Source organism: Pseudoalteromonas sp. SWYJ118 (assembly GCF_015864505.1).
Lineage (GTDB): Bacteria > Pseudomonadota > Gammaproteobacteria > Enterobacterales > Alteromonadaceae > Pseudoalteromonas > Pseudoalteromonas arctica.
This window is the reverse complement of record NZ_JADYXC010000049.1, coordinates 1-5,409: the sequence shown is the minus strand read 5'-3', so window position 1 is coordinate 5,409 and position 5,409 is coordinate 1. Positions and strand designations below refer to the sequence as shown.

Below are 5,409 nucleotides of genomic sequence, written 5' to 3'. Positions count from 1 at the left end.
TCAGGAAAGTCTCGAGATTGGACGATGATCAATGAAGTAAATTTAAATCCAGAGAAAAAAGAAGCAATGCGGGCGGCATAAAATTTAATTTGATGCGACAACTAACTTGAAAAACTCCGAAAGCGAAGCGCCTCTTAACCTCTTTGTGAGTAAATTACTTAAAGGTCTTTGCGCAAAAAGAAGAAAAAGAGAAGAAAATTAGGGCAGGGTAATAAAATGCTGAGCTAAACAACCGCTCAATATTTATATTTTTATCTAAGTAATCTAGTTTGTTTTCCTCTAAAAGCGAAGCGCCTCTTAACCTCTTTGTGAATTATTTACTTAAAGGTTTTTTGCACAAAGAAAATAGAATGAGCAGTGGAGGAGGGTATAAAAAGTCGCAGCCTAAGTGGCTTTCATATACAGCTCAATATTGTTTGGTTCTGCATGCTCGATTAATTCAAACTCATTTACTGCTTCAATCAACATATGTTGCTGTTGTTTTTCAAGCTTTAGCTCAGTGCTTAGTAACTCTGCGCGTATTGTGGCGTAATCACTTATCGTATTCTGGTTAGCTTTTAAATAGCTACGAGCAGCGCGCAGAGGCTGTAATGCATAAGTATCAAATTCACTAACTACTTGCGTTAACTCATTTAGCTGTTGGGTATTAATACTTAAATTTAATGAATCTAAATAAAGTAGCAATAAGCATAAATTAACGTTTTTTCCTTGCTGGTTTTGTAGTGCCAGCAAGGTTGTTTGTTGCTCAGGCTTTGCGTACAAAGTGCACGCAAACTGCCAAAAATGGTCGCTATTGAGCAAGTTCATCGGTGAATGCCTGTTCTTTTTCTTCCATTTCTTCAAGTGCCATAAGAAGCTCTTCTTCAACGTCGTTAAGTTTTGGCGTAAGGGTTGCTTGCTTGGCTAATAACTCTTTAAGCTTGGTTTTGTTGTCGTCGTTGTACAGTTCGTTATCACCTAAGGTCACTTCAACTTCACTTAATTCAGCGGTGAATTTATCGAGTTGCTTTTCAAGCTTTTCAATTTGCTTTTTAAGTGGCTGAATGGCTTTTCTAAACTCAGCCTCTAAGCGCTTTTGCTCCTTACGATTAACACCTGGGTTTGCTTTAGGCTCGTCGGTTTGCTGCGCTTTAATCGCTTCTTTATTCGCATTAAGTAGCCATTGGTAATATGCATCTAGGTCGTAACCAAACTGGGTTACTTTGCCGTCATCTACTAAGTAAAACTCATCGGCGGTATTTTTAAGCATATGGCGATCGTGCGATACGGTAACCATAGCGCCTTCAAAACCTTGTAGTGCCATAACAAGTGCATGGCGCATTTCTAAATCAAGGTGGTTAGTTGGCTCATCGAGTAGTAATAAGTTTGGTTTTTGATATACCAACATGGCAAGTACTAAACGTGCTTTTTCGCCGCCCGAAAATGGGGCTACAGGCTCAAGCGCTTTATCGCCAATGAAGGCAAAGCCGCCTAAAAAGTCACGTAGTGATTGTTCAGTGGCTTTTGGGTCTAGTCGTTGTATGTGCGTTATTGCACTGGCTTTTAAATCAAGAGATTCAAGCTGATGCTGCGCAAAATAACCAATATTTAATCCATGGTGCTGAATAACTTCGCCCGCTTGCGGCTCTAAATCACCAGAAAGCAGTTTAATTAACGTTGATTTACCCGCGCCATTTCGACCAAGTAAAGCAATTCGGCTACCTGGTACAAGGTTTAGCTCTATATTATTTAAAATAGTGACGTCACCATAACCCGCTTTGGCTTTATCTATTGTCATTAGTGGGTTTGGTAATGCTTTTGGCTCTGCAAACTCAAAGTTAAATGGCGAGTCGGCATGTGCTGGCGCTAGTTTTTCCATGCGTTCAAGTGCTTTTACACGGCTTTGTGCTTGTTTAGCTTTACTGGCTTTTGCTTTAAAGCGCGTTATAAACTGCTCAAGGTGCGCAATTTGATCTTGTTGCTTATCAAACATCGCTTGTTGTTGTAGCAAGCGCTCTGCTTTTTGGCGTTCAAACTGCGAGTAGTTACCTTTGTACACGTTAATAAGCTGCTTATCTACGTGCCAAATTTGATCAACCACCGCATCTAAAAACTCACGGTCATGTGATATAAGTACAAGGGTGCCGGTATAAGCACGTAAAAAACGCTCAAGCCAATAAACGGCATCTAAATCAAGGTGATTTGTTGGCTCATCAAGAAGTAGTAAATCGGCGTCGCGTATTAATGCTTGGGCAAGGTTTAAACGCATACGCCAACCACCCGAAAATGAGCTGACAGGGTTTTCTATAAGGTTATTGGCAAAGCCTAAGCCGTGTAATAGCTCACCGGCGGTTGATTCAATGCTGTAGCCTTTAATGTTTTCAAGCTGAATATGTACTTTGGCTTGTGTGTCGCCATCGTTGTTTTTCTCGGCCTCACGCAGTGCTATGCGCATTGCGTAGTATTCTGGGTGGCCTTGAAGTACATAATCAATCGCGCTTATTTCAAGTGCAGGTGTCTCTTGCTTAACAGAGGCAATAGACCAATCTTTTGGAATGCTGCAGTTACCGGCATCTAATTGCAGTTCTGATTTTAGTAAACCAAATAACGTTGATTTTCCGCAGCCATTAGCGCCAACAAGGCCTACTTTGTGCTCTGGGAATAACGTAGCTGATGCGTTTTTTAATAAGGCTTTACCGCCACGAAGTAGTTCTATTTCTGAGATTTGGATCATGAATGCGTTACTTTGCTGTGCCCTTGTTAAGTTGGCGCTATCATAACATAGAACTTAATGCTCTTATCAAGCGTATCAACAAGTGAAGTTATACGATAAAATAGCGGCAGTTCAAACCACAGGAAAAATGTTGTGAGACAAAAGAAGCGATTTATTGCTGGTGCATCGTGCCCTGACTGCAAAGCCATGGATACTATGATGCTATACAGAGAACATGATGTTGAAAAAGTAGAGTGTGTTGAGTGTGGTCATAAAATGGCGCAACCCGATAACGCTGTTCAGGCGTCTACTCGCCAATTTGAACAAGTAATTGGTGTATTTAAACCGGGCGACTAACCCGGTTTTTTATTGCCTAATTTTTACCGGTTTTAGTAATGCGGTGGAGGCGGCTCAGGTGCTTCAGACATCATAGACGATGATGACTGCGACTCTTTAATCTTCTCTGCTAGCAGCTCAGTTTGGCGTTTCATTTTTGCTAACAGTTGCTGGTGCACTTTTATTTCATCATTTAAGACTTCAATCGTTTCGTCTTGAAAAGCCACTTTGGCTTCAAGTTCCATTAAGCGATGTTCAATTGTGTTCATTATTCTCTCGTATAATAAATCGCTCTGCGATACCGCTGGAGCTTTCGGTTAACAACGACTTACCGTTATCTGTAAATGTCACATCTAGCACCACCGCCGATTTAGGCTTACTGCCTTCGCGCGGGGTAACCTGCCAAGTTTGAATCTTTTCACCGCTTGGTATTTGCCACAAATCTACGCGCTTATTTGGCGAGCCGGTTGCAAGCAAAGTGCCTTGTTCGTTAAAACGCACAGCAGTAAAAATTTTCTGACGCGCAATATACTTCAGTTTACTCACAAGATCACCTGTAGTCAGCTTCCATACATTTGCTTGTGCCATACTGTCGGCCGTAAACGCATAGCGACCCTGTGGATCGAGCGTCACTTGGGTAACACGCGTTGGGTGATTAAAACGATGAATTACTTGCCCTGTACGTGTATCCCAAAAGTAAGCAACATAATCGTTAGAGCCACTTAAGGCGTAGCGTCCGTTAGGTGATAGGTCAACGGTGTTAACTTTATCTTGATGACCTAAAAACTCAATACGACGTCCGGTTTCTAGGTTTACAAATACGACAACGCCGTCGCTACGGCCGTATAAAACACTACGGCCTTGATTGCTAATAGCAATATCGCGAATACTGGCTTTTTGTATTTTGTAATAACCTTTATTTTTGCCTGTGGCTATATCCCACACAGCAAACGTGGTTTTTTCGGCGGTAACAGCCACGCTGTTATCAAAAGCAATAGCAACGGCGTATACCAAACTGTCTTGAGCTTGCTGCTGAAACCATTGGTATTTTAGTACCTGCTGTTGATTATCCCACAGGGCGACCCCATGGTTGATAGAGGAGATCAAACTGTATTTACCATCGTTTGAAAGTGTTGATGAAAACGCACCTTGTGCAGCATGTTCGTAACTTGCTACAGCGTGTTGCTTTTTATCGGTACAGGCGATGGCTAAAAAACAGCTAAATACGATTAAAAAAGTACGAAATATCGACATATTACAGGTATTTCCCCTTAACTCTTAGTGACTGAGAGGTTAGACTAGGACGCGTTAAATGCCTAGGTTGTTTGTCTAATCACTGGATATGTTTTTAGTTTAGCTAACAATGTGGAATTTAGTCATTAAACAAGCAGCCTATCATGTGGGCCGTTAATCTTTAACTAGTAATAATACATTAAAATGACAACTGCAAAGTGTGTCGGAGATTTAAAATGAAAAAGACGATTAGATTGTCATTGATTGCAGCGTCAGTTTTAGCGCTTACAGCTTGTAATCAAGAAGCAAAAAAAGAACAAGCTGAAGTTAAATTAGACACTGTAGAACAGCAACAAGCATACGGTATTGGTGCATCTGTAGGTAACTTTTTAAATAAAGACCTAGCAGACAAAACAGAAATTGGTATTGAGCTAGACCAAGCACTTCTAATCCGTGGTTTTGAAGATGCACTTGCTGGTAATGCAAAAATTGACGAAGAAAAAATTCGCGAAGTATTAACTGAACTAGATACATCAGTACGTACTAAGCAAGAAGAAAAAGCAAAAGTAGAGTCTGAAAAAAGCAAAGAAGCGGGTGTTAAATACCTAGCTGACAACGCTAAAAAAGAAGGCGTTACAGTAACTGAGTCTGGCCTGCAGTATGAAGTACTTAGCGAAGGCGATGGCGATGGCGAAAAGCCAGTAGCAACAGACGTAGTTAAAGTACACTACAAAGGTACTTTATTAGACGGTACTGAGTTTGATAGCTCATATGCACGTAACGAACCTACAACTTTCCCTCTTAACCGCGTAATTGCTGGTTGGACTGAAGGTTTACAACTTATGTCAGTGGGTTCTAAGTACAAGTTCACTATTCCTTCAGAACTTGCTTACGGCGACCGCGACTTAGGTAAGATTCCAGCTAATTCAACACTTGTATTTGAAGTTGAATTACTTGAAATTCAAAATGAAGAAGCACCAGCACAATAATAAGCTTATTGTGTAAATGCAAAAAGGGACCTTAGGTCTAATGCCGATCAGTTAAGAAAATGACAGGTTGACCGATCCAAACGATCATGCAAAATCCGTAGTTAGGAAACTAACTACGGATTTTTTTGTGAATATAGAACAAGCACTGCAAGCAACACT

Annotated in this window: 6 protein-coding genes; 2 read left to right on the top strand and 4 right to left on the bottom strand. The window is 40.9% G+C overall.

Translation table 11 applies throughout. From position 1 onward, the window contains the following. Positions 1–384 precede the first annotated feature (384 nt). Together I6F48_RS20970 and I6F48_RS20965 are read right to left on the bottom strand one after the other, a co-directional pair. On the bottom strand, positions 385–807 hold the full coding sequence (locus I6F48_RS20970) for a TIGR02444 family protein (RefSeq protein ID WP_165741370.1): 423 nt from the start codon (positions 805–807) through the stop codon (positions 385–387). Continuing rightward, on the bottom strand, positions 791–2,713 hold the full coding sequence (locus I6F48_RS20965) for an ATP-binding cassette domain-containing protein (protein WP_197120233.1): 1,923 nt from the start codon (positions 2,711–2,713) through the stop codon (positions 791–793). The genes I6F48_RS20970 and I6F48_RS20965 overlap by 17 nt, the downstream gene beginning before the upstream one ends. A 132-nt stretch (positions 2,714–2,845) precedes the next feature. Between I6F48_RS20965 and I6F48_RS20960 the strand changes: the two genes are divergently transcribed. Further along, positions 2,846–3,049 carry a YheV family putative zinc ribbon protein gene (locus I6F48_RS20960; protein WP_007378899.1) on the top strand — a complete coding sequence of 68 codons (204 nt, stop codon included), beginning with the start codon at positions 2,846–2,848 and terminating at the stop codon, positions 3,047–3,049. A gap of 32 nt (positions 3,050–3,081) precedes the next feature. Here I6F48_RS20960 and I6F48_RS20955 read toward each other — a convergent pair whose 3' ends face one another. Next, a complete protein-coding gene (locus I6F48_RS20955) occupies positions 3,082–3,297 on the bottom strand; it encodes a SlyX family protein (protein ID WP_007378900.1) in 216 nt (71 codons plus the stop codon). Next, positions 3,284–4,282 (bottom strand): WD40 repeat domain-containing protein, encoded by a 999-nt coding sequence (locus I6F48_RS20950; RefSeq protein ID WP_197120232.1) that lies wholly within the window; start codon positions 4,280–4,282, stop codon positions 3,284–3,286. The genes I6F48_RS20955 and I6F48_RS20950 overlap by 14 nt, the downstream gene beginning before the upstream one ends. A gap of 215 nt (positions 4,283–4,497) precedes the next feature. On the opposite strand from I6F48_RS20950, the gene fkpA reads away from it, so the two are divergent. After that, positions 4,498–5,250 (top strand): FKBP-type peptidyl-prolyl cis-trans isomerase, encoded by a 753-nt coding sequence (gene fkpA / locus I6F48_RS20945; protein ID WP_197120231.1) that lies wholly within the window; start codon positions 4,498–4,500, stop codon positions 5,248–5,250. Positions 5,251–5,409: the final 159 nt, after the last annotated feature.